We start from the raw sequence: 19768 nt of genomic DNA, 5'->3' as shown, positions 1-19768 counted from the left end.
GGGGGGGGGGGTGTGGGGGGGTGGGTGGTTTTGGTGTGGGGGGGGGTGTGCGGGGTGGTGGTGGGTTGGTGGGGGTTCGGGGGGACTGTGTTCCGTTTTTTCTCCCCCCCCCCCCCCCCCCCCCCCCCCCCCCCCCCCCCCGCCGGGCAGCGTTCGTCCGGCCTGTCGCCGGGCCAGCCGGCAGGGCTGTTCAGGGCCTGCGGTCGTGGAAGGTGAGGCGCAGGTCGCCCACCCAGGCGTCGGGGTTCTCCCAGGGGATGAAGTGGCCGCCGCGGTCGTGGGCGTTGACGTTGACGTGGTTGAACCAGCCGGCCTGCGGGCCGGTCTTGAACGCCCGGACGCGTTCGTCGGCGGTGTGGATACCGGGTGGGTTCTCGTACGTGACGAGAGTGAGGCCGACCGGGGCCTGGACGACCGGGGTGCGGTCGTGGGCGGGGGTCCAGGGGTAGCGGTTGGCATTGGCGTAGTAACGCATCGACGTGGCGATGGAGTTGTTCACCCAGTAGATCGTGGCGTGGGTGAGCAGGTCGTCCTTGGTGAAGACGGATTCGACGTCTCCGCCGTTGTCGCTCCAGGCGTTCCAGCGCTCCAGCAGCCAGGCGAGCAGCCCGGCGGGGGAGTCGCTCAGCCCGTGGGCCAGGGTGGCGCCGTCGAGCGTGTGCACGGCGAGGTGGGACGCCAAGCGGTGGTCCAGCTCGATGGTGCGGGCGCGGACGTCGGCGGGCTGGTCGTCGGTGAGGGGCCGGTTCCGGGCGAAGTCCCAGGCGCGGGGGCCGGTGAAGAAGTCGAGCGGCAGCCCGGAGCCGATGTGGATGCCGTACAGCTCGTCGGCGTACTTGTGGCCGAGCTGGCTGGAGACGATCCCGCCGATGTCGCAGCCCCCGGCGGCGTACTTCTCGTATCCCAGGGTCTCGGTCATCAGGGTGTGCCAGAGGTCGGAGACCTTCCAGAAGTTGACGTCGGGAAAGCCGGTGAGCGGGCCGGGGAAGCCGAAGCCGGGCAGGGACGGCACGATGACGTCGAACGCGTCGGCGGGGTCGCCGCCGTATGCGGCCGGGTCGGCGAGCGGGCCGATCACCTTCGACCAGTGCCAGAACGTCCACGGCCAGCCGTGGGTGAGGATCAACGGGATCGGGCGGGGGCCGCGGCCGGGCTTGCGCATGAAGTGCACCGGGACACCGCCGACGCTCACCCGGTAGTGCTCGTGGGCGTTGACGGCGGCCTCGGCCTTGCGCCAGTCGTAGCCGTCCCGCCAGTAGGCGACCAGCTCACGGAGGTAGCTGTCCGGGACGCCGTAGGACCAGTCCTCGTTCCCCTCGTCCAGCGGGGCACGGGTCAGTGTGAGACGGGTGCGCAGGTCGTCGAGGACCTCGTCGGGCACGTGGATCGGGGCGGGTTCCAGGGGGAAGGCGTGCGGGGCGGTCATGGCGTGGTTCCTTTCCGGGGAGGAGGAAATGGTGCCGTCGGCGTGTCGGTCGGTCGGGTGGCGGGCCGGGCCGTCCTGAGGAGTGCGGGCAGCGACGCGGCGAGTGCCTGCCGCTGGTGTGCGGGTCGAACCGGCCGGCCAGGTCGGCCAGATGGCCGATGTACTCCTTATCTAGATCTAGCGGAGAGCGCCCTCATGGTCTTCGACGTGACCGCCCCCCCCGAGGACTGCGACTGCTGCTCGGTGGCTAGGGAAGGGGGCTAGGGAAGGGGACCGTTGAGGTTGAGTCGGTGGAGGGCCAGGGCGAGGTGGAGGCGTGTGCGTCCTTGCGGGGTGTCGGGGGCGAAGCCGAGGGCGGCGGTCAGCTTGGGCAGGCGCGCCTGGAATGTGGAGTGGTGCAGATGCAACGCGGCGGCTGCCTGGCGCAGGCTGCCGTGGGCTTCGAGGGCGGCCAGGGTTTCCAGCGCGCCGGTGCCGGCTCTTTCCGCCGCACGCAGCGCGCGCACATCCTCGATCAACGCGTTGTGCGGGGAGACATGCTCGGCCACGAGGGCCAGGCCGCCCAGCGCGTCGTAGTTGAGGTGGCGCGGACCGTGGGTCTCGGCTGTCAGCCGCAGCGCCGTCAGCGCTCCGTGCCATGATCGCGGCAGCCCACCGGCTTCCACGGCGGGGCCCAGCCCGGCTCTTGGCCCGTGCTCGGTCCCGATGCCGGGTCCAAGGCTCGCGGTGGGCTCGGTCGTGGTGTCGACGACGATGGCGGCGGTCACGCGTCCGAGGCGAGTGCTCCACCGGTTGATCGTTGGATCATCCGGGTTTCCCAGCAGGGCCGCGACCCTGAATCTCGCTGCGGGAAGGGCGAGTCTGCGCACGCCCTGCGCGCGGGCTGCGGGTGTGGCCTCCGGTGAGAGCAGCACTTCCACGCTGGCCGGGTCGTGTGTGGCGGCCCGGCCGCGGGTTCGGTCCAGGACGATGCCCGCCCCGGCCGCGAGGCGTTCGAGAACGATGGCGTCGGTGGGCAGCGACATGCCGGTGCGTTCGAGCCAGACCCGGCCTGCGGTCGTACCGCGTAGTGCGGTGCCGGGCCAGGAGGGAACGTCCGCGGCCGGTTCCAGCCGGTGGCCGTCGGGATGGATGCGCACCAGGACGTGACGGTCGGGATCGGCCAGCCCCACCGTGCAGCCCGAGAGGATGGCCCCGGCCCTGACGAAGGCATCGAGGCCGGCCCGCTGCTCGACGAGGGTGTCGAAGTAGGCGATGGCGCGCACCGCGTCCCCGGCGGCGGGATCCAGTGCCGAGAGCCGTTGGAGCAGTTCTTCCACCACTGGACCATATCCGCCACATGGCGGATGACGTGAGCCATCCGGCGGTGGATCGGGCGGCGACCGGCCAGGACACTGGGGCGGCGAACCACTGAAGGAAGGACCCGAGCATGTACTCCCGACCACCGTTCGACCCCGAGTTGGCCGCAATCCTGGCCACCTATCCGCAAGAGGTGCGGGAACTCGGCTGGCTCGGGCCGGCCGATATCCCCGCTTACCGGGAAATGAACGCGACGGTGCCCGGCGGGGCCGACGCGGCCGCGCTGCGCCGGGACGGGGCCGTCGAGATCGAGGAACGCACGGTGCCCGGCCCCGCCGGGGCACCGGAGATCTCGCTGCTCATCATGCGTCCTACCCGCGGCGCGGGCTCACGCCCGTGCGTCTACCACACCCACGGTGGCGGCATGATCTCCGGCAACAAGTGGGAGCTCTCCCACGTGCTCGCCGAGTGGGTGGACGTCCTCGGCATCGTCGGAATCTCGGTGGAGTACCGGCTGGCTCCCGAGCATCCCCATCCCGCACCCGTCGAGGACTGCTATGCCGGGCTGGCGTGGGTCGCGGCCAACGCCGACGAGTTGTCCATCGACCCCGAACGGCTGATCATCTGGGGCACGAGCGCGGGCGGTGGGCTCGCAGCGGCGACGGCGCTGCTGGCTCGGGACCGCGGCGGCCCGGCCCTGGCCCACCAGATGCTGCAGGCGCCGATGCTCGACGACCGCTGTCAGACAGCGTCCAGCCAGGAACTCGACCGCGAGGGATTCTGGGACAGCCGGGCCAACCTGACGGCATGGACCTGCCTGCTCGGGCAGGCCAGGGGCGGGCCCGAGGTCTCGCCCTACGCGGCTCCGGCCCGCGCGGCAGACCTGAGCGGGCTGCCCGCCACCTACATCGACACCGGCCAGGTCGACACCTTCCGGGACGAGACCATCGACTACGCCGCGCGGCTGTCCCGGTCCGGAGTCCCGGTCGAATTGCACGTGTGGCCGGGAGCCTGGCACGCCTTCGCCACCGCCGCGCCGCAGGCGGCCGTCTCGCAACTCGCCATCGCGGCCAGGACCGCCTATCTCCAGCGCGTCCTGGACTACTGATCCGAAAACGACAGCGGGCTGACTCGTCAACAGGCGTGGCGGGGCACCGGTGCGGCGGCCGTATCGACGCCGCCATGCGGGGGAGTCGGGCAGATCCCGTCAGCAGCCGCTTGCTCCAGACGGAGCACGGGCGGTGACCCCGGTATCCGCGTGCGCCGGGTGTGCAGTGTCGGAGACGGAATCCAGCTCCGGCAACGTCAGCACCGCACCGACCGGTACGGCGGAGCCGTTGAACTTCTCCTTGACGTCCCAGCAGGGTGAAGCGGCGCGACCGCTGTTGAGCCACCTGGTCGCGCCGGGGCCACCCGGCCGGCCCCGGGGTGTCCTGCGATCAGGCGGTTGTGGCGAGGTTCTTCTCGAACGCGGCGAGGTAGTTGCGCAGGTGGTGGTCCTTGATGCCGTCGGTCTCGGGGGCGAACATGTCCTGGCGGTAGCCCTTCGCCCGGTCCTTCAACCCGGCGATGAGCGGCATGGCCTCGTGGAGCCCTCCGTCGGCGTCGAAGTAGCGAAGTGCGCTGACGTGGGTGAAGGCCGGCTCGGGCGGGAGCTGGGGGACGATGTCGTTATTGTTGACGAAGCGGTAGCAGCGGTCCCGGAAAGCCGTGTTGTGGGCGGCGGCGAGAAGGCGTTCACAGGTGCGGGGCTGGCCGAAGGTGTAGACGCCGTCGGGGAGTTGGCGAGGCTCCTCGAAGTACCAGCAGGCGCCGGCCAGCATGGCGAGGGCGCCGCCGAGGCTGTGGCCGGTGAACCAGACGCTCTGCCCGTTGGTGCGCAGTCCCTGGATGGTGTCGCGGATCTCGGGGTAGACGGACCGCAGGGCCTGGTGGAATCCGTAGTGGACGAAGCCCTTGTTCGCCGGTCCGGGAACGGGCGGGGTGCTGACGTCGGTGAGCCAGTCGTAGATCTTCAGGACCTCGGTGCCCCGGAAACCGGTGACGATCATGCGGTCGCTGGCCATCGTGTAGGCCTGGGTGTCCTCGATCAGGAACGGCATCTGGTGCGTCGACTCGAAGTGCCGGACCTCGTCGAAGCCCCAGGCGTGGGCCTTGTCCTCGATGCCGGCCCGGTCCAGCACGGCCAGTCCGGCGGCCTGCGCCATCCAGTAGGCGTGGGGGAGGGAATAGCGGGTCGTCGAGTGGTCCAGAGCGGAGATGGCCATCGGTGTCCTCCGGGAAGCGGGCCAGCGGGTCGCCCAGCAACCTAGCGCCGCATGCGAACGGAGGGGAGCCGGAAGCGCGGAAGGCCACCCGGACGGGCGCAACCGCGGCGGGACCCGGATCCGGGCGGGCGGTGAGGGAACCGCCGCAGGACACGGGCGCCCGGCAATGGTCGAGGTTGAGGACCACGGTGAGGACTACCGCGCTCTCGCCGAGCCGATGGTGTCGAGTTCGGCGACCGCGTCGGCGGGCAGCACCAGGTCGGCCGCGGCGGTGTTCTCGCGCAGGTGGGCGATGGAGGAGGTGCCGGGGATCAGGACGGTGGTGGCCGAGCGCTGCAACAGCCAGGCCAGTGCGACCTGTTGCGGGGAGGCGTCGAGGCGGGCGGCGACATCGTTGAGCACCTGGGACTGGAGCGGGCTGAAGCCGCCCAAGGGGAAGAACGAGGCGAAGGCGATGTTCTGGTCCGCGCAGCGGTCCACGAGTGTGTCGTCCTGCCGGTTGGCCAGGTTGTAGAGGTTCTGCACGGTGACGACCGGGGCGATGGCCTGCGCCTCGGTGAGCTGGGCGTCGGAGACGCCGCTGATGCCCAGGTGGCGGATCAGCCCCTGACGGCGCAGGTCGGCCAAGGCGCCGAACCGCTCGGCGATGGGCGCGTCGGAGATGTTTTCCACCGAGTCCAGGCGCAGGTTGACGACGTCCAGGGTCTCCAGGCCGAGGTGCCGGAGGTTGTCGTGGACCTGGGCCTTGAGGTCCGCGGGTTCCTGCGAGGGGATCCAGTCGCCGGTCTCGTTGCGGCGGGCGCCGACCTTGGTGACGATGTGCAGTCCGGCCGGGTAGGGGTGCAGGGCTTCCTTGATGAGTGCGTTGACGACGAACGGCCCGTAGTAGTCGCTGGTGTCGATGTGGGTGATGCCCAGCTCGACGGCTTCGCGCAGGACCGCCAAGGCCTGGTCGCGGTCCTTGGGGGGACCGAGGACGCCGGGGCCGGCCAACTGCATGGCGCCGTAGCCCATCCGGCTGAGGGTGAGGTCGGGGGCCAGGGTGAGGGTGCCGCCGGGAGCGCTGCTGGTCATGTCGTGCCTTTCGCCGGTTTCGCTGAGGCCGGGGGCGACGAATCGGATGCTCGTGGACAGCCCGGCGTGATTCCTAACTCTGGGGGAGCAGGGGTGGGCGGGGCGGCACCCCGGTGTTCCTGGGCGTGGCAGGGACACCCGCCCGTGGCGTGATGCGGGCCGGTACCAAGCCGTGGGCCTTTCCCCCGTGCGTGGTGGTGAGTGCCGATCGCCACGGGCGCAAGCCGCGGGACCTCGACATGCGGGCCCTGGCACGCCGCCATAGCGTGAGCGTGGTGGTGGCGGCGAGACGCCAGGCACACCCGTCCGGGCCGGCGGGCCTGCCCGGCTTCCCCCCCTTCCCTCCCCTTCCTCCGGCTCCCGATGAGGAGAGTTCCATGCCCGGCCATACGCTCAAGGACAAGGTCGTCGTCATCGCAGGCGCATCGAAGAACCTCGGCAGCCTCATCGCCAAGGAGTGCGCCCGGGACGGTGCCAGGATCGTTGTGCACTACAACAGCGATTCCTCCCGCGACAAAGCCGAGCAGACGGCGGCCGACGTGAAGAAGCTCGGCGGCGACGCCATCGTCCATCAGGGCGACCTGAGCGGGGTCGCCGAGGTGGAGACGCTGTTCGACACCGCGGTGCGTGCCTTCGGCAAGGTCGATTGCATGGTCAACACGGCCGGCATGGTCATCAAGAAGCCCATGACGGAGACCACGGAGGAAGAGTTCGACAGGATGTTCGCCGTCAACACCAAGGCGGCGTACTTCATGATGCGCGAGGCGGCCAAGCGTCTGGAGGACGGCGGGAAGATCGTCACGATCGTGACCTCGCTGCTGGCCGCCTACACCGGCCTGTACTCCGTCTACGCCGGTAGCAAGTCCCCCGTCGAGCACTTCACCCGCGCCCTGTCCAAGGAACTGTTCGGCCGCAACATCTCCGTCAACAACGTCGCCCCCGGCCCGATGGACACCTCGTTCTTCTACCCGGCCGAGACCGACGACTCCGTCGCCTACCACAAGTCGTCCTCCATGAACGGGGAGCTCACCAGGATCGAGGACATCGCCCCGCTCGTGAAGTTCCTGCTCACCGACGGCTGGTGGATCAACGGGCAGACCGTGTTCGCCAACGGCGGCTACACCACCCGCTGATCCGACGGCCCGCACCGGTTCGGTCACCGGCGCGGGCACGGGTACCGGCAGCCAGGGCTCCGGTCCAGGTCTGGGCCCTTGCCGACTGCCCCCGAGTGGAAGCGGCCACGCCCTTCCGGGCGTGGCCTGCATCGTTTCGTCCGGGGCCCGGGCCTGCCCTGCGGCTCAGCCTGCGGCTCAGCGCAGGCCGGTGAACAGGTCCTTCTCGGGCAGCGCCGCGCCGGTGGTGTCGAGGACCCGGACGAACGTCTCCACGCCCATCAGCTCGGTGAACCGCTCCCGGCCCATCTTCAGGAAGAAGATGTTCTCGCCCTGGCTGGCGTGCGCGAGCAGCGCGTCGTACTTCTGCCCGCCGAAGGCGGTGGCGTCCACCCAGGTGGTGATCTCCTCGTCGGGCAGCCCGATCGGGGGCAGCTCCACGGCCTCCCCGGTGGGCTCCGGGTTGTCCCCGTCGCCCCCGTCGTTCCCGTCGGCGCCGAACTCGCGCATGAGCTCGCCGAAGCGCTGCATCATCGAGTGCGGCGCCGTGGTCCAGTACACCTTGGGCGTCAGGGCGGCCTGGGTGAGGGCGGCCATGGTGATGCGGTTGGCCTGGATGTGGTCGGGGTGGCCGTAGAAGCCGTTCTCGTCGTAGGTCACGACGACGTCGGGCCGGTAGTGGAGCATCAGGTCGGCGAGCCGGGCAGCGCCGTCGGCGACGGGGGTGCTCCAGAACGATCCCGGGGCGTCGTTGGCGGGCCAGCCCATCATCCCGGAGTCGCCGTAGCCGAGCAGTTCGAGGTGGTCGACCCCGAGGACCCGGCAGCTGGCTTCGAGTTCCTGGCGGCGCAGTTCGGCGACGGCGGCGGGGTCGTGGCCCTCCTCGCCCGGCTTGGCGCCGCCGGGGCCGTCGCCGCAGGCGCCGTCGGTACAGGTGACGAGGACGGTGCGGATGCCCTCGGCGGCGTAGCGGGCGAGGACGCCGCCGGTCGAGGTGGCCTCGTCGTCGGGGTGGGCGTGCACTGCCATCAGCGTCAGGGGCCGGTCGGCCATGGGTGTCGTCCTCCGGTCGGTCGGGTGTGGTCCGCCTCCCAGTCTGCGCCAGCGCCTCGGGCGGCTCGGGCCCGGGGTGGTCGAGGCCGCCGGGCAGGTCGGCGGGGTGGCGCCGCCAGGCGGTGCGCTCGGCCTCTCGGCCGCCTCGCGGGGCTTCCGGGGTGTGGGCGGCGAGGTCAGCCGGTGGTGCAGTTGCCGGGTCGGCAGTCGCGCCAGGGGCCCCAGGCGCCGCCCGGGGCCTGCTCGGAGATCTGGGCGAACCACGAGGAGGCGTTCCACATGTGCGCGACCACGGTCAACGTCCCGTCGGCCGACTCGGTGACGGAGGAGGGGGTGGCGACCCCGGACGGCAGCGGACCGGATCCCAGGGCGGTCCAGGAGCCCCAGACACCGGGGGCGCTCTGCTCGTTGACGTACAACTGCGGGCTGCTTGAGCCCTGGTAGACCTCGAAGAAGGCCAGCGTGCCGTCCGCCCGCTGGAAGGCCACCGGCGCCCCGAAGAACCTCGGCACGCCCGCCCCGGCGGGGCCGAAGGGCTCGGGTGCCGACCACGGCCCGTCCGGGCCGGCCTGGTGCATCCGGACCAGGACCGACGACTGGTACCCGATGGTGAACACCTCCAGGGCGCCGTCGGCGTCCGCGGCGGCGGTGAGCACCTGGTTCTGGAAGTTGAGGTTCATGCCGTTGACCTGGCTCCAGGCGCCGAACGGGCCGCCGGGGGCGGACTGCGTCTGGTACCAGATGGTCTGTCCGGTGGCGTAGTCGGTCGAGAAGACCGCGAACCGTGCCTGGGTGCCGTCGGGACGGGTGACCGTGGTGGACTGCCCCTCGGTGCCCGGGGGCGTGGTGGTGTCCCGGGGCCGGTCCGCCGTCGACGACGCGGTCGCCGGTGCCTGTACCGGGGCCGGTGCCTGGGTCCGTGCCTGGGCCTGGGCCTGGGCGGATGGTGCGAGGAGGCCGACTGCGCCGATGAGTGCGGCGCAGACGGTCGCCGCCGCCGTGCGTCGCCGTGCGCTCCTGGGCATGGTTGGTCCCTGCCTTCCGATCGGTCTGCGGGGCCCGGAGCCGGGCAGTGGCGCGGGCCGTCGGCCATCCTGCCCACCAGGGCGACCGGTACGGGCGCCTACACCCGGAAATGGCCGGAACACGCGGGCGGGCCGCCGGGCCTGCGCGAGGCGGCCCGCGGCTCCTGGCGGCTCCTGGCGACGGCGCGTTGCGGCGCCGACCGGTCCGAACGACTGAACGGCTGAACGGCTGAACGGCCGTCAGGAGACCGGGACCGGGTCCCGCCAGATGTCCAGCGGAACGGCGCGGACCGCGCGTCCGTCCGCGTCGAGGATCCGGCCCATCCGCTTCACGGTGCGCAGCGACACGCGGCGCTCGGCCACCCGCAGGTCGGGGAACCTGCGGGCGAGAGCGGTTTCCAGCCGCTGGACGTCGGCGAGGGAGCGCTGCCAGACGGAGAGCAGGAGGTTGTGAGGGCCGGTGACGGACACGCACAGCCGGACCTCGGGGAGTCTGGCGAGCTGGGGTCCGACCTCGTCGAGCCGGTCCGGGGGGAGGTTGGCCCGGAAGGTCGCCAGGACCGGCCGGCCGGCGTCGCGGGCGGCGATCTCGCAGCGGAAGCGGATCGCGTCGGAGGCGGCCAGCCGGTCGAGGCGCCGGCGCAGCGTGGACGGGCTGAGCCCGGTGGCGGCGGCCAGCTCGGCTTGGCCGAGGCGGCCGTCGACGCCCAGTCTGATGAGCAACTCCCGGTCTTCTTGCCGGACTTCAGCTCGTGCGCCGGACGGCGTCCCGTAGCCCGCCGGGTGATCGTCGTGCAGTTCCACGCGCTGGGCGGGGTCCAGCGAGTCCAGTCGCCAGCGGATCCCCTCGGCGTAGAAGCCGGTCGCCAGGTGGACGCGGACGGCGTTGACCCCGGGGAGTGGGCCGAGCCGTTCGGCGGTGTACCGGGAGACCATCGCCAGGTCGGTGAAGGCCACGGTGACGACGAGGTCGCAGCCCTGGGCGAGGTGCTCGATGCTCATCACGTGCGGGTCCTCGGCCAATTCGTCGGCGATCTGCCGGAGCCGGTCGGGAGCGCAGTCGAGGTCGAGGTAGGCGACGCACCCGCGGTCCTCGGGGTGCGGCAGGCCGTAGGCGGTCACCCAGGCGATCCCGGCCTGCGAGAGCCGGTGCCAGCGGCGGGCGGCGGTGACCGGGCTGATCCCGAGCGTCTGGCCGAGCAGGGACCAGGGTGCGCGGGGCCGCAGTTGCAGCGCGTTCACCAGGGCGAGGTCCAGCTCGTCCACCGTCACCTCGGCGCCGGTCACGGCCGGCTGCCGGTGGATTCGTTCATCGAAGGGCCTCCTGGTGGCGTGATCCTGCGAAATCGCGGGAAAATCCCGCCGAGAGATCCAGAATCACGGAACAAGATCGCTCTGCACAAGTTCCCGCCACGCGCGGGATCGACGGAGGTGCCCGTGTCCCTGCACGACGACGCTCTCGCTCTGGCCCCGGACCTGGTCCGGCTGCGCCACGACCTGCACCGGTTCCCGGAGCTGGGACTGACCCTGCCGCGCACCCAGGAGCGGGTGCTGCGGGCCCTGGACGGACTGCCGCTGGAGGTGAGCCAGGGCTCCGCGCTGAGCTCGGTCACCGCGGTGCTGCGCGGCGGCCGACCGGGGCCGGCGGTGCTGCTGCGCGGCGACATGGACGGCCTGCCGGTCGCCGAGAAGGCCCCGCTGCCGTTCGCCGCCGACAACGGGGCCATGCACGCCTGCGGACACGATCTGCACACCACCATGCTCGCGGGTGCCGCACACCTGCTGGCCGCACGGCGGGAACAGCTCCACGGCGACGTGGTCTTCATGTTCCAGCCGGGCGAGGAGGGGTGGGACGGAGCCGGAGCCATGCTGGCCGAGGGCGTCCTCGACGCGGCAGGCAGGCGCCCGGTCGCCGCCTACGCCCTGCACGTGTCGTCGGCCATGCGGCACGGGGAGTTCGGCTCCCGGCGCGGGCCGATCATGGCCGCTTCCACTGCGCTGAACGTCACCGTCCACGGTGCGGGCGGCCACGGCTCGGTACCGCACCGGGCCAAGGACCCCATCCCGGCGGCCTGCGAGATGGTCACCGCCCTGCAGACCATGGTGACCCGCCGCTTCGACGTGTTCGATCCGGTGGTGGTCACCGTCGGGCTGATCCAGGCCGGTACCCAGCGCAACATCATCCCCGAGACCGCCTACTTCGAGGCGACCGTGCGCACCTTCTCCGCCGAGGCGCAGTCCAAGGCCGCCGACACCACGGTGGAGCTGGTCAGGGCCATCGCGGCCGCCCACGGCCTGCGGGCCGAGGTCGAGTACCTTCCCCAGTACCCGGTGACCGTGACCGACGGGGCCGAGACCGACTTCCTGGCGGACACCGTCCGGGAGGTCTTCGGCGAGGAGCGCTTCCAGTCGATGCCGAACCCGATGACCGGGTCGGAGGACTTCTCCCGGGTCCTGGACGCCGTGCCGGGATCGTTCGTGTGGCTCGGCGCCGCCCCGAAGGGGACCGACCCCGACGACCTGCCGGTCAACCACTCGCCCTACGCGGAGTTCGACGACGCGGTGCTCCCCGACGGGGCCGCGCTCTACGCCGAACTCGCCACCCGCCGTCTCGCGGCCTGAGCCCGGCTGAACCCGTAATACGTAATTCGTACACCGAGGAAGGGACGACCAATCACATGACCGAACCGCGCGAGGTGGTCGAGCAGCAGCTCGCCGCCTACAACAGCCACGACATCGACGCCTTCGTCGCCACCTATGCCGAGGACGTCACGATCCACCGGGCCGACGGCACCCGACTTCAGGGTCGGCAGGCTCTGCGCGACAGGTACGCCGGACAGTTCGCCAAGGGCCGCTGCCGGGCGGAGATCGTGGGGCGGCTCAGCGAAGGCGACTGGGTGGTCGACCACGAAGTCGCCCACGGCCTGGCCGACGAGCCGGTCCGCGTCCTGGTGGCCTACCGGGTGCGCGAAGGCCTCATCGACCGCGTCGACTTCCTGGGCTGAACCAGCGCAGGCCCGTACGGCGGTCGCCGTCGTACGGCCGGTCCGCGCCCCGTCGGTGAATCGCCGTCAGAGGCCGGGGACGGCGTCCTTCGCGACGGTGTGCCAGTTGGTGACGATCGGCTTGTCGACCGGCGTGTCGCCGACGGGGATGCTGGCCGGGTTGGGGTCGGCGTTGCCGATGCCCACGATGACGTCGGTGAACTGGACCGCCTGGTTGTCCTTGGTGGTCTTCGTCATGATGCCCGCGTACGCGACCTTGGCGCCGCTCAGGGTGATCGGTTCGCCGGTGGCCTGCTCGGCGTTGGCGGCCTCGATGCCGCGCGAGCCGAACGCGATGGTGGGGTGGGTGCCGGGGAGCGTGCAGGTGATGCCCGGCTTGGCCTTGGCCGTGATCAGGAGGTAGCCGCCGGCCTGGGATTCGGCCTTCGCGCCGAGGACCAGGTCGTTGGCGCCGCAGGCCTGGCCGTAGCCGGTCTTGTCGGCGGCGGGGGAGGAGGCCGCGTCGGGCGACTTCGGCGTGGAGGACGACTTCGGCGTCGAGGGCGACGTGGGCGCGGCGGCGGCTTTCGTCGGCGAGGCCCCGGTGGATGCGGTTGCGGCCCTGGTGGGCGCGGCGGCGGTGGCCGCGGGGCTGGCGGCGGTGGAGCCCGTGTCGCTGTTGTCCGGCCCGCAGGCCGTCGCGGTGGCGGCGAGCGCCGCGACGGCGGCGGCGGTGAGGGCGAGGCGGCGCGTGCGCATGAGGTCTCCCGATGTCGTTCGACCGGTGAGGTTCACCGGGTGTGATCACCGTAGGCGGGGGTCGTTCACAGGCAGGTGCGGGAAGTATCCCGATCCTGTCCCAGAAACCGATGGGCCCTGTCCGCCGGACAGTTGACGGCTCACCCGCGCAGGGCGCCCACGCCATGCCCTCGCCCCGGCGGGTGCCCTCACCCCCGGCGGGCCGAACCGCGTCCCCGACACCGTGGTCGTCCGGTAGCCGCACCGCCCGGGCAGGCAGGGCCCGCCTGCCCGGGAGGCAGTCTCAGACGCCGTCCTTGTGGCCGTTCGCGACGAGCAGCCGCTCCATGCTCTTGTGGGCGGGGGCGGCCTCGGTGTTGCCGTCGTCGTGGAACATCCTGAGGTACTGGATGAGGGCGCTCACGCACTTGTCCCGCCCGTCGTACTCCGCGTTGTCGACGAGTCGGCAGTCCTTCGAGATCTCCCTCATCTGCCCGCCGGGAGCGGTGTACACGGGGTGCCAGATCAGCTTCACGTCCGGGTTCAGCCGCTGGACCAGCCGTAGTTCCGGGACCTCCAGCCTGATGAGGATGCTCTCCGGAGCGTAGGCCCGTACGAAGATGTGCACGGGGCCGGTCGCGCGGGACACGAAGGCCTTGGACAGGACGCTCCACATCGGCCCCGTCAGCTTCCAGTCCGGGTGCAGCTCCAGGACGTTGAGCACACTGCCGATCCGGGTCCGTCCCAGGGGCGTGTGGCCCTTCCGGTACGCGTAGTCACTGGTCTCGATGCCGCCCGCCCACAGGGCCATGGTGGGCGTCTCGATCTCCAGGTGCTCGGCCACGAGCTTGACGAACTCCTGGTACCAGGAGTTCGACGCCCGGAGCTCGCGCTGCTCCTGGCGGTCGCTCGTCTTCGCCATGGCCTCGTCGTTCAGCGTGCCCTGCGAGTCGACCCCGCCGAGCAGCAGTTGCCAGGCGGCGTCGGCCTGGGGTTGGGGGATGCCCGCGGCCTTCGTCAGCTCCTGGTACGGCCCCCACTCGGGGTGCTCGGTGGGCCTCGTGGCGTAGTGCTCGTCCAGGCCGCCCTTCTGGCGCTGCACCTGGCGTGTCACCGCGGCGTTCCCCACCCGCCGCTGAAGCGCGGCCAGGCCCGTGAGGCGTGCCCCGCGCTCGGCGGCGGCCGGCGCCGTCGTCTGCCGCTCCGCGGTTCTCCGTGTCTCGCGCACGCCCTCCCCGTCCTTCCAGCCGCCCCGCCCGCCGAGTCTAGGGGCGGCGGGAGCGATTGGACGAGGGATGAAAGGGCAGAACCGGGGCCACGGTCAGCCCCTCCGTGGTGCCGGACCGGCAGCCGCCCACTCCCGAAGCGACCCGCCCGACGATCCCGCAGTCCACCGTCCCGTCCCGACCACGCCGGGCCGCGTCGCAACCCGGCCGGGGCGGCGGCCGGCCCCGATAATCGGTGGGCACACCCGGGCGCCTGCGCAAGGCGCGGTCCCCCCATGTGGGGGAGTTCCAGAGGAGGTTGGTTCATGAGCAGGACGAAGAGGACCGGGACGAAGGCGTGGGGCGGCCGGGCCGCCGTGATCGGTGCGCTGGGTCTGGCCTCGGTGGCCCTGGCCGCCGGGCCCGCGTTCGCCAAGGGCGAGGTGGAGGTCGTGGCTCCGCACACGGCGCGGGTCGGCACGACCTTCACGGTCACGGGGCACGGGGACGACGACGGCGCCGCCTACGTGCAGGTGTGCCTGGAGGGCCGCGGCAGCGGGTCGACGTGGGAGCGGATGACCTGCGGCGCCGTGGTCGAGACGGGCACCGAAGCGGAGGTCGCCGCGCAGGTCAAGGCAGCACACGGCGGCGTCCTGGAATACCGCGCGGTGCTGTTCGGCCTGACCGGCCTGGACGATCGCCACCCCGTTCGCGAGAGGACCTCGGATCCGGTGACGGTGGAGGTCCGCTAAGACCGGCGGCGCGGACCAGCCGCCGATGGGGCCGCGCCGCCGCTCCTCCTCCGGGCCGCCTGGCCGCCGCGCCGCCGAACCGTCGCGGCCCGCTCAGCCCGGCAGCCGCAGGCGGAACAGCGCCCCGCCGCCGGGGGCGGCCTCGGCGGTGAGGGTGGCGCCGTGCGCGTGGGCGATCTGCCGCGCCATGGCGAGCCCGAGCCCGGAGCCGGGCAGGGCGCGGGCGGCGGAGGCCCGGTAGAAGCGGTCGAAGACGTACGGCAGGTCCTCGGGCGCGATGCCGGGGCCGTGGTCGCGGACGGTCAGTTCCAGCCCGGCGGTGAGCCGGACCTCGACCGTGGCGCCCGGCGGGCTGAACTTGGCCGCGTTGTCGAGGAGGTTGGAGACCAGCCGGGCCAGCCGGGCCGGCACGCCGGGGACGGTGCGCTCGGCGGCGCCGTGGCCCGCGGCACCCTCCGCGTCGTCGTCGAGGGCGAAGGCGATCGCCGGCCAGTGGCCGCGCGCGGTGTCGACGCAGTGCCCGACGAGCCGGCCGACCGCGACCTGTTCGAGCAGCGGCTGCGGCTCCTCGTCGCGGGCCAGCTCGATGAGGTCGTTCACCATCCCGGTCACCTCGCGCAGCTGGCGGTGCAGCGCGGCCGCCGCCCGCTCCCGCTGTCCCTCGGTCAACCGGTCGGCGCGGGCCAGCAGTTCGGCGTTGGTGCGCAGCGCCGTCAGCGGGGTGCGCAGCTCGTGCGAGGCGTCGGCGACGAGTCTGCGCTGGGCGGCCACGGACTGCTCCAGTTCGCCCAGCATGGTGTTGAAGCTGCCCGCCAGCCTGGTCAGTTCGTCCTCGCGGCGCCCGGGCGGCAGCTCGATCCGCAGCCCCGCGTCCCGGGTGTCGGCGATCCGTTCGGCGGTGCGGGTCAGCCGGGCGACCGGGGCGAGGGCGGTGCGGGCCACGGTGCGCCCGAGTACGGCGGCCAGCAGCAGGCCCGCCGCCGCGACGGCCGCCATCAGCGTGCCGGCCTGCCGCACTCCCTCCTGGACGCTGTCGGCGCGCAGCGCGACCTGGACGGCCTGCCGGGCGCCGGGCGGCGCCGCGATCATCGGGGTGGTGAGCATCCGGGCCGGGTGGCCGCCGATGGTGAGGTCGGTGAAGTAGCCGGCCCGCTGCCGGTCGGCGACCTGGCGGGTGGTCGGCGTGACGGGCAGCAGGTACGGCTCGTTCGGCGCCTTGCCGGGGTCGGCGGAGACGATCTGGGCGCAGGCCGGGGCGGCCAGGAAGTTGCACTCGCCGTAGACGACCTGCGGCCCCTGGTCGCGGTGCTGCTGCTGCACCAGGGTGGCCTGCTGGGTGAGGTGCTGGTCGAGCTGGTGGTTGAGCTCGTAGCGGACGATGCTGAACGCGGCCGCGCTGATCCCGAGCGCCACCACGGCGACCGCTGCCGTGCAGGCGAGGGCCAGCCGGGTGCGCAGCGGGCGCCGGCGCCGCCAGCGCGCGTGCGCCCTCAAGCCCGGTCCAGCCGGTAGCCGACCCCGTGCACCGTGTGCACCAGCCGGGGTTCGCCGCCGGCCTCCAGCTTGCGGCGCAGGTAGCCGACGTAGACGGCGAGGGAGTTGGAGTCGGGGCCGAAGTCGGCGCCCCACACCCGCTCCATGATCACCTCGCGCGGGAGCACCTGGCCGGGGTGGCGCAGCAGCACCTCCAGCAGCGCGAACTCGGTGCGCGAGAACTCCACCGGCCGTCCGGCCCTGCTCCCGGTCCGGGTGGCCGGGTCGACCTCCAGGTCGGCGAAGCGGTAGCCGGGCTCCTCGGCGGCCGGGGCGCTGCGCCGCAGCAGGGCGCGCAGCCGGGCGGTCAGCTCGTCCAGGGCGAACGGCTTGACCAGGTAGTCGTCGGCTCCCGCGTCGAGGCCGTCGACGCGGTCGCTCACCGAGTCGCGCGCGGTCAGCACCAGGATCGGGAGCCGGTCGCCCAGGGCCCGCAGCCGGCGGCAGACGGCCAGCCCGTCGAGGACGGGCATCATCAGGTCGAGGACCATCGCGTCGGGCTGCCAGCCGGACACCTCGTTCAGCGCCGCCAGCCCGTCGGCGGCGCCGCGCACCTGGTAGCCCTCGACGGCCAGCCCGTCCTCGACGGCGGCCCGCACCTCCGGATCGTCGTCGACGACCAGCACTCTCTGCCCGTTGCTCATGCGGACAACCCTCTCAGAACGAATCTGAGAAGCCTCTTAGCTCGTCCTCGCGGCGGCCACGGGGCCCTCTGCCGGGCGTTGCCACCTCTGTGCCGCCGGTCGCGCCTGGGCACGTCCGTCGTCCTCGCCCCGCAGAACGACTCTGAGAAGTCTCTTAGGCGGCCTCAGCAAGCTCGACGGCATGCGGACAGAACACGGCAACCATGCCAACCACGATCCGGCCCGCCCCCTGTCGGTGGTGATCGGCGCCGGCGGCACCGGCGGACACATCTACCCGGGCCTCGCGCTGGCCGAGGCGCTGCGCAGAGCCGACCCGCGGGCCGTGATCTCCTTCGTCGGCACCGAACGCGGACTGGAGACCACCCTCATCCCGCAGGCCGGCTACCGGCTGCACACCGTCGACATGATCCCCTTCGACGCCTCCCTCGGCGCGCGCCGCTACCTGCTGCCCGCGGCGCTGCTGCGCTCCGGCCGGGACTGCCGGGAGATCCTGCGGGCCCAGGGCGCGCAGGTCGCGGTCGGCATGGGCGGCTACCCGAGCGCGCCGGTGATCGTCGGCGCCAGGATGGCCGGGCTGCCGAGCGTGGTGCACGAGTCGAACGCGGTGCCCGGGCGGGCCAACCGCTTCGCCGCCCGGCTCACCCCGCACATCGCGCTCGCCTTCGACCGCACCCGCGAGCACCTGCCCGCCGGCCGCTCGGCGCAGACCGTCGGGATGCCGCTGGTCGGCGCCGTCGCCCAGCTCGACCGGGCGGCGCTGCGCGCCGAGGCCCGTCGGCACTTCGCCGTCCCGGAGGGCGTCCGGCTGCTGGTCTTCAACGGCGGCAGCCTCGGCGCCGCCCGCCTCACCGCGGCCGCCGTCGAACTGGCCGGACGCTGGCGCCACCGCACCGACCGGCGGCTGCTGATCAAGACCGGCCCGGCCGCGCTGGCGCAGGTCCGGGCCGCGCTGGACGGCAACCCGGTGGCGCACGCCGTCGCCTACCTGGACCGGATGGACCTCGCCTACGCGGCCGCCGACCTCATGGTGTGCCGGGCCGGCGCGGCCACCGTCGCCGAACTCTCCAGCCTCCGGATGCCCGCCGTGCTGGTGCCCTACCCGCACGCGCCGCACGACCACCAGACCCACAACGCGCGCGTCCTCTCCGATGCCGGCGCCGGCCTGCTGCTGCCGGACGGCGAGTGCACCGGCGAACGGCTGGCCGCCCTGGTGGAACCGCTGCTCACCGACCCGGCCCGGCTCGCCGCGATGGCGCAGGCCGCCGACCCGGGCGACCACGCGCGCGCCGCCGACCTGCTGGCCGCCAAGGTGCTGCGCGTCATCGGCCGGATCCCGGCGCCCGCGCCGCCCGCCGTTCCGGCCCCCCTCCCCGGCCCGTACGACCGCTGACCGCCGACCACCTGACCGCCGACCACCTGACTGCTGACCGCCGACCACCCGCCCCGAACCACCGGAGGACCACCATGAACCGCCCCGCCCACCCGAACACCCCCGCCGCCCACCAGGACTGGACCGGCCGGACCGTCCTGGTCACCGGCGCCGAAGGCTTCATCGGCAGCACCCTCGTCGACCTGCTGGTCGCCCGCGGCGCCCGCGTCCGGGCCCTGGTCCACTACAAGCCGTACGCCGAGCGCGGATACCTCGCCCACTACCTGGCCGACCCCGACAGCCCCGTCGAGATGCTCGCCGGAGACGTCCGCGACGCCGGCCGGGTCCTGGACGCCGTCGCCGGCTGCGACACCGTCTTCCACCTCGCCGCGCTCATCGGCATCCCCTACAGCTACCAGGCCCCCGAGGCCTACGTGCAGACCAACGTCGTGGGCACCCAGAACGTCGCCGCCGCCTGCCTGCGGCACGGCGCCCGCCTGGTGCACACGTCCACCAGCGAGGTGTACGGGACCGCGATCACCGCACCCATCGACGAGCACCACCCGCTCCAGCCGCAGTCCCCGTACTCCGCCTCGAAGATCGGCGCGGACATGATGGCACTCTCCTACTGGCACGCCTTCGAACTGCCGGTCGCCGTCGTCCGCCCGTTCAACACCTACGGCCCGCGCCAGTCCGCCCGCGCCGTCATCCCCACCATCCTGGCCCAACTCCACTCCGGTGCACGGGAGATCAGGCTCGGCTCGACCACCCCCACCCGGGACTTCACCTACGCCACCGACACCGCGGAGGGCTTCCTGGCCATCGCCCGCGCCGACCGCACGCTCGGCGAGACCGTCAACCTCGGCACCGGCAGCGAGGTGTCCATCGGCGACCTGGCCAAGGCCCTGATCGTCGCCTCCGGCCGGGACGCCGACATCGTCGTCGACCCGACCCGGCTGCGCCCCGGCGGCAGCGAGGTCGAACGGCTGCTCTCCGACAACCGCAAGGCGCGCGACCTGGCCGGCTGGCAGCCCCGGGTCGGCCTGGACGAGGGCCTGCGCCACACCTCCGACTGGGTCGCCGAACACCTGCACCTCCTCGCCCCGGACCGCTACCAGGTCTGACGCCGCCACTTTGCGGCCGACTTCCCCCTGGGGAAGGGGGCTTGGGGGGGGGGGGGGGGGGGGGGGGGGGGGGGGGGGGGGGGGGAGGGGGGGGGGAAAGGGGGGGGGGAGAAGGAGAGGGGGGAGGGGAAGAACGGCGAAAAGGCGAGGCGGGCACAGACTC

General features: G+C 72.7%; 18 protein-coding genes. 7 read left to right on the top strand and 11 right to left on the bottom strand.

Annotation, left to right across the window (positions count from 1 at the left end):
- Positions 1 to 190 precede the first annotated feature (190 nt).
- Both AC07BF_RS31945 and AC07BF_RS31940 read right to left on the bottom strand, forming a co-directional pair.
- Positions 191 to 1426: an epoxide hydrolase family protein gene (locus AC07BF_RS31945; RefSeq protein ID WP_400988900.1), complete on the bottom strand. Its 1236-nt coding sequence runs from the start codon at positions 1424 to 1426 to the stop codon at positions 191 to 193.
- 260 nt (positions 1427 to 1686) lie between these two features.
- The gene (locus AC07BF_RS31940) at positions 1687 to 2745 is read right to left on the bottom strand and encodes a helix-turn-helix domain-containing protein (RefSeq protein ID WP_478334274.1); all 1059 of its coding nucleotides are present in this window, start codon (positions 2743 to 2745) and stop codon (positions 1687 to 1689) included.
- Between the two features lie 110 nt (positions 2746 to 2855).
- Here AC07BF_RS31940 and AC07BF_RS31935 point away from each other — a divergent pair, with 110 nt between their 5' ends.
- Positions 2856 to 3833, top strand: coding sequence for an alpha/beta hydrolase (locus AC07BF_RS31935; protein WP_363581039.1), 978 nt, complete (start codon positions 2856 to 2858; stop codon positions 3831 to 3833).
- 331 nt (positions 3834 to 4164) lie between these two features.
- On the opposite strand, the gene AC07BF_RS31930 is transcribed toward AC07BF_RS31935, so the two are convergent.
- Together AC07BF_RS31930 and AC07BF_RS31925 are read right to left on the bottom strand one after the other, a co-directional pair.
- Complete coding sequence (locus tag AC07BF_RS31930) at positions 4165 to 4992, bottom strand: lipase family protein (protein ID WP_363581041.1); 828 nt, start codon at positions 4990 to 4992, stop codon at positions 4165 to 4167.
- A gap of 195 nt (positions 4993 to 5187) precedes the next feature.
- The gene (locus AC07BF_RS31925; protein WP_478334273.1) at positions 5188 to 6066 is read right to left on the bottom strand and encodes an oxidoreductase; all 879 of its coding nucleotides are present in this window, start codon (positions 6064 to 6066) and stop codon (positions 5188 to 5190) included.
- Positions 6067 to 6443: 377 nt separating this feature from the next.
- Between AC07BF_RS31925 and AC07BF_RS31920 the strand changes: the two genes are divergently transcribed.
- On the top strand, positions 6444 to 7199 hold the full coding sequence (locus AC07BF_RS31920; protein WP_363581045.1) for an SDR family oxidoreductase: 756 nt from the start codon (positions 6444 to 6446) through the stop codon (positions 7197 to 7199).
- A gap of 177 nt (positions 7200 to 7376) precedes the next feature.
- Here the strand turns inward: AC07BF_RS31920 and AC07BF_RS31915 are convergent, their stop codons facing one another.
- The 3 genes from AC07BF_RS31915 to AC07BF_RS31905 all read right to left on the bottom strand — a co-directional run bounded on the left by AC07BF_RS31915 (position 7377) and on the right by AC07BF_RS31905 (position 10543).
- Positions 7377 to 8231: a PIG-L family deacetylase gene (locus tag AC07BF_RS31915; RefSeq protein ID WP_363581047.1), complete on the bottom strand. Its 855-nt coding sequence runs from the start codon at positions 8229 to 8231 to the stop codon at positions 7377 to 7379.
- Positions 8232 to 8407: 176 nt separating this feature from the next.
- Positions 8408 to 9256, bottom strand: coding sequence for a DUF8189 domain-containing protein (locus AC07BF_RS31910; protein WP_400988907.1), 849 nt, complete (start codon positions 9254 to 9256; stop codon positions 8408 to 8410).
- 240 nt (positions 9257 to 9496) lie between these two features.
- Positions 9497 to 10543, bottom strand: a complete 1047-nt coding sequence (locus tag AC07BF_RS31905; RefSeq protein ID WP_363630853.1) for an Lrp/AsnC family transcriptional regulator — start codon at positions 10541 to 10543, stop codon at positions 9497 to 9499.
- 150 nt (positions 10544 to 10693) lie between these two features.
- Between AC07BF_RS31905 and AC07BF_RS31900 the strand changes: the two genes are divergently transcribed.
- Entirely contained in the window at positions 10694 to 11878 is a 1185-nt protein-coding gene (locus AC07BF_RS31900) for a M20 metallopeptidase family protein (RefSeq protein WP_363581053.1), read from the top strand.
- A 56-nt stretch (positions 11879 to 11934) separates the two neighbouring features.
- A complete protein-coding gene (locus AC07BF_RS31895; RefSeq protein ID WP_363622167.1) occupies positions 11935 to 12261 on the top strand; it encodes a nuclear transport factor 2 family protein in 327 nt (108 codons plus the stop codon).
- Positions 12262 to 12327: 66 nt separating this feature from the next.
- Here AC07BF_RS31895 and AC07BF_RS31890 read toward each other — a convergent pair whose 3' ends face one another.
- Both AC07BF_RS31890 and AC07BF_RS31885 read right to left on the bottom strand, forming a co-directional pair.
- A complete protein-coding gene (locus AC07BF_RS31890; protein ID WP_363630855.1) occupies positions 12328 to 12999 on the bottom strand; it encodes a DUF4232 domain-containing protein in 672 nt (223 codons plus the stop codon).
- Between the two features lie 283 nt (positions 13000 to 13282).
- Positions 13283 to 14206, bottom strand: coding sequence for a hypothetical protein (locus AC07BF_RS31885; protein ID WP_478318593.1), 924 nt, complete (start codon positions 14204 to 14206; stop codon positions 13283 to 13285).
- A gap of 303 nt (positions 14207 to 14509) precedes the next feature.
- Here AC07BF_RS31885 and AC07BF_RS31880 point away from each other — a divergent pair, with 303 nt between their 5' ends.
- Positions 14510 to 14935, top strand: coding sequence for a hypothetical protein (locus AC07BF_RS31880; protein WP_363581061.1), 426 nt, complete (start codon positions 14510 to 14512; stop codon positions 14933 to 14935).
- 93 nt (positions 14936 to 15028) lie between these two features.
- Here the strand turns inward: AC07BF_RS31880 and AC07BF_RS31875 are convergent, their stop codons facing one another.
- Positions 15029 to 16429: a sensor histidine kinase gene (locus AC07BF_RS31875; RefSeq protein ID WP_478334272.1), complete on the bottom strand. Its 1401-nt coding sequence runs from the start codon at positions 16427 to 16429 to the stop codon at positions 15029 to 15031.
- Positions 16426 to 17112 carry a response regulator transcription factor gene (locus AC07BF_RS31870; RefSeq protein ID WP_063352055.1) on the bottom strand — a complete coding sequence of 229 codons (687 nt, stop codon included), beginning with the start codon at positions 17110 to 17112 and terminating at the stop codon, positions 16426 to 16428. The genes AC07BF_RS31875 and AC07BF_RS31870 overlap by 4 nt, the downstream gene beginning before the upstream one ends.
- Positions 17113 to 17293: 181 nt before the next feature.
- On the opposite strand from AC07BF_RS31870, the gene AC07BF_RS31865 reads away from it, so the two are divergent.
- Entirely contained in the window at positions 17294 to 18502 is a 1209-nt protein-coding gene (locus tag AC07BF_RS31865) for a UDP-N-acetylglucosamine--N-acetylmuramyl-(pentapeptide) pyrophosphoryl-undecaprenol N-acetylglucosamine transferase (protein WP_478334271.1), read from the top strand.
- A 74-nt stretch (positions 18503 to 18576) separates the two neighbouring features.
- On the top strand, positions 18577 to 19605 hold the full coding sequence (locus tag AC07BF_RS31860; protein WP_363622064.1) for an SDR family NAD(P)-dependent oxidoreductase: 1029 nt from the start codon (positions 18577 to 18579) through the stop codon (positions 19603 to 19605).
- Positions 19606 to 19768: the final 163 nt, after the last annotated feature.

It is taken from the genome of Kitasatospora sp. NPDC043950 (assembly GCF_056435345.1).
This window is presented reverse-complemented; position numbering and strand designations above follow the sequence as displayed.

Coding starts and splice junctions, on each gene's coding strand:
- AC07BF_RS31945 (WP_400988900.1), bottom strand. CDS start 1,426: ATGACCGCCCCGCACGCCTTCCCCCTGGAACCCGCCCCGATCCACGTG.
- AC07BF_RS31935 (WP_363581039.1), top strand. CDS start 2,856: ATGTACTCCCGACCACCGTTCGACCCCGAGTTGGCCGCAATCCTGGCC.
- AC07BF_RS31930 (WP_363581041.1), bottom strand. CDS start 4,992: ATGGCCATCTCCGCTCTGGACCACTCGACGACCCGCTATTCCCTCCCC.
- AC07BF_RS31925 (WP_478334273.1), bottom strand. CDS start 6,066: ATGACCAGCAGCGCTCCCGGCGGCACCCTCACCCTGGCCCCCGACCTC.
- AC07BF_RS31920 (WP_363581045.1), top strand. CDS start 6,444: ATGCCCGGCCATACGCTCAAGGACAAGGTCGTCGTCATCGCAGGCGCA.
- AC07BF_RS31915 (WP_363581047.1), bottom strand. CDS start 8,231: ATGGCCGACCGGCCCCTGACGCTGATGGCAGTGCACGCCCACCCCGAC.
- AC07BF_RS31910 (WP_400988907.1), bottom strand. CDS start 9,256: ATGCCCAGGAGCGCACGGCGACGCACGGCGGCGGCGACCGTCTGCGCC.
- AC07BF_RS31895 (WP_363622167.1), top strand. CDS start 11,935: ATGACCGAACCGCGCGAGGTGGTCGAGCAGCAGCTCGCCGCCTACAAC.
- AC07BF_RS31890 (WP_363630855.1), bottom strand. CDS start 12,999: ATGCGCACGCGCCGCCTCGCCCTCACCGCCGCCGCCGTCGCGGCGCTC.
- AC07BF_RS31880 (WP_363581061.1), top strand. CDS start 14,510: ATGAGCAGGACGAAGAGGACCGGGACGAAGGCGTGGGGCGGCCGGGCC.
- AC07BF_RS31870 (WP_063352055.1), bottom strand. CDS start 17,112: ATGAGCAACGGGCAGAGAGTGCTGGTCGTCGACGACGATCCGGAGGTG.
- AC07BF_RS31865 (WP_478334271.1), top strand. CDS start 17,294: ATGCGGACAGAACACGGCAACCATGCCAACCACGATCCGGCCCGCCCC.
- AC07BF_RS31860 (WP_363622064.1), top strand. CDS start 18,577: ATGAACCGCCCCGCCCACCCGAACACCCCCGCCGCCCACCAGGACTGG.